This is a genomic window from Falsiroseomonas oryziterrae (genome assembly GCF_021864505.1).
GTDB lineage: Bacteria > Pseudomonadota > Alphaproteobacteria > Acetobacterales > Acetobacteraceae > Falsiroseomonas > Falsiroseomonas oryziterrae.
Genome location: NZ_JAKJIB010000433.1, coordinates 1 through 2,795 on the forward strand (window position 1 = coordinate 1; position 2,795 = coordinate 2,795).

Below are 2,795 nucleotides of genomic sequence, written 5' to 3' on the forward strand. Positions count from 1 at the left end.
GCGCGCGCGCTCTCCGCGCTCGGCCGCGGCGACGTGCTGGCGGTCGCCGGCAAGGGGCACGAGAGCGGGCAGACGATCGGCACGGTGACGCATCCCTTCGACGACGTCGCGGTGGTGCGGTCGCTGGTGTCGCCGGCCGGGGCGGCGGCATGAGCGCGTCGCTCTGGACCTCGGCCGAGCTGCGCGCGGCGACGGGCGGGACGCTCGGCGCGGAGGTCGCCGTGACCGGCATCTCCATCGACACGCGGACGATACGGCCGGGCGACCTGTTCGTTGCGCTGCGCGACGCGCGCGACGGCCACGACTTCGTCGCCGATGCGCTGGCCAAGGGCGCGGCGGCGGCGCTGGTGGACCGCGATCCGCCCGGTGTCGCGGCGGATGCGCCGCTGCTCCTCGTGCCGGAGACGCTGGCGGGTCTCCAGGCGCTCGGCCGCGCGGCGCGCGACCGCAGCGCGGCGCGGGTAGTCGGCGTCACGGGCAGCGTCGGCAAGACGACGACCAAGGAGATGCTGCGCGTCGCCCTCGGCGCGCTCGGGCCCACCCACGCCTCGGTCGCGAGCTACAACAACCATTGGGGCGTGCCCGTGACCCTCGCCCGCACGCCGCACGAGGCGCGCTTCGCCGCGGTCGAGATGGGCATGAACAACCGCCACGAGATCGAACCGCTGGCCCGGATGGCGCGGCCGCATGTGGCGGTGATCACGGCGATCGGCACGGCCCATATCGGCAACCTCGGCAGCCAGGCCGCGATCGCCGAGGAGAAGGCCGACATCCTGCTCGGGCTGGAGAAGGGTGGAGCCGCCGTGCTGCCGGCCGACACGCCCTTCCTGCCGCGCCTCATCGAGCGCGCCGAGGCGGTCGGCGCGCGCATCCTCACCTTCGGCGAGAGCGCCCGCGCCGACGTCCAGCTGACGGACTACGTCGCCGGCCCGGACCGCGGCACGGCGCGGCTGCTGATGGACGGGCTGCCGCTGTCGGTTCATCTCGGCGCGCCGGGGCATCACCTGGCGCTGAATGCCTGCGCGGTGCTGGCGGCGGTGCATGCGCTCGGCCTCGACACGGTCGTCGCGGCCGAGGCGCTCGGCGCCTTCGGCGCGCCGGCCGGGCGCGGGCAGCAGGTGCGGCTTGCGCTGCCGGGCGGGACGGCGCTGCTGCTCGACGACAGCTACAACGCCTCCCCCGCCTCGATCCGCGCCGGGCTGGCGGTGCTGGTCGCGCAGCAGGCCACCCGGAAGCTCGTGGTGCTCGGGGACATGCTGGAGCTCGGCGAGGGCGGGCCTGCCATGCATGCGGAGCTTGCGCCGGATGTCGCGGCGGCGGCCGACCTCGTCTATTGCTGCGGCCCGCTGATGCGCGGCCTGTTCGATGCGCTGCCGGAAGCGCGTCGCGGGGCGCATGCGGCGGACAGCGCGGCGCTGGCGCCGGTCGTGGCGGCCGCGCTGCGCGCGGGCGACGCGGTGCTGGTGAAGGGCTCGCTCGGCAGCCGGATGGCCGCCGTGGTGACCGCGCTCAAGGCTCTCGACAAGACCGGAACGGCTGGGGTGGCGACGTGATCTTCAACTTCCTCGCCCCTCTCGCGGACGACTTCATCCTGTTCAACCTCGTCCGCTACCTGACCTTCCGCGCGGGCGCGGCCTGCATGACCGCGCTGTTCCTGTCGCTGATGATCGGGCCGGCGCTGATCCGCTACCTGCGGGCGACGCAGAACGGTGGCCAGCCGATCCGCGAGGACGGGCCGGAGAGCCATCTGGTCAGCAAGAAGGGCACGCCGACCATGGGCGGGCTGCTGATCCTGATCGCGCTGGCGGTCTCTACCCTGCTCTGGGCGGATCTCCGCAACGGCTATGTCTGGGCGGTGCTGCTGGTCACGCTCGGCTTCGGCGCGCTCGGCTTCGCGGACGACTGGCTGAAGGTGACCAAGCGCAACACGAAGGGCGTGTCGGGCCGTCACAAGCTGATCGTGCAATGGGCCTTCGGCCTGGGCGCGGCGGTCTGGATCATGCTGCTGCTGCCGCCGGCGCTGAACGACAACCTCGCGCTGCCGGTCTTCAAGGAAGTGCTGGTCCCCCTCGGCATCCTGTTCCCGGTCTTCGGCGCGCTGGTGATGGTCGGCGCGTCGAACGCTGTGAACCTGACGGACGGGCTGGACGGGCTGGCCATCGTGCCGGTGATGATCGCCGCCGGCGTCTTCGCGCTGATCGCCTACCTGGTCGGCAACCGCGTCTTCGCCGACTACCTGCAGCTGCACTTCGTGCCGGGCACGGGCGAGCTGGCGGTCTTCCTCTCGGCGCTGATCGGCGCGGGGCTCGGCTTCCTCTGGTTCAACGCCCCGCCGGCCAAGGTCTTCATGGGCGACACCGGCAGCCTCTCGATCGGCGGCGCGCTCGGCGCGGTGGCCGTCGCGACCAAGCACGAGATCGTACTCGCGATCGTAGGCGGGCTCTTCGTGATCGAGACGCTGTCCGTGATGATCCAGGTCTTCTGGTTCAAGCGGACCGGCCGCCGCGTCTTCCTGATGGCGCCGCTGCACCACCATTTCGAGAAGAAGGGCTGGGCGGAGCCCACCATCGTCATCCGGTTCTGGATCATCGCCATGGTGCTGGCGCTGGTCGGCCTCAGCACGCTGAAGATCCGATGACCCCGTCCGCGATCTTCGCGCCCTTCTCCGGCCAGCGCATCGCCGTCGTCGGCCTCGGCCGCGCCGGGCTGCCGGCGGCGCTGCGCCTGCGCGACTGGGGCGCGGAGATCGTGGCCTGGGACGACGGCGCCGCGCAGCGCGAGGCGGCGGAGCGCGC

Annotated in this window: 2 protein-coding genes; both read left to right on the forward strand. The window is 72.7% G+C overall.

Annotated elements, in window-relative coordinates:
• The first annotated feature begins 149 nt into the window (after nt 1-149).
• On the forward strand, nt 150-1,553 hold the full coding sequence (locus L2I40_RS21490) for a UDP-N-acetylmuramoyl-tripeptide--D-alanyl-D-alanine ligase (protein ID WP_237217264.1): 1,404 nt from the start codon (nt 150-152) through the stop codon (nt 1,551-1,553).
• Nucleotides 1,550-2,638, forward strand: coding sequence for a phospho-N-acetylmuramoyl-pentapeptide-transferase (gene mraY / locus L2I40_RS21495; protein WP_237217266.1), 1,089 nt, complete (start codon nt 1,550-1,552; stop codon nt 2,636-2,638). The genes L2I40_RS21490 and mraY overlap by 4 nt, the downstream gene beginning before the upstream one ends.
• Nucleotides 2,639-2,795 lie beyond the last annotated feature (157 nt).

Excerpts from the sequence above, each read along its gene's own strand:
- L2I40_RS21490 (WP_237217264.1), top strand. The coding sequence starts at position 150 with ATGAGCGCGTCGCTCTGGACCTCGGCCGAGCTGCGCGCGGCGACGGGC.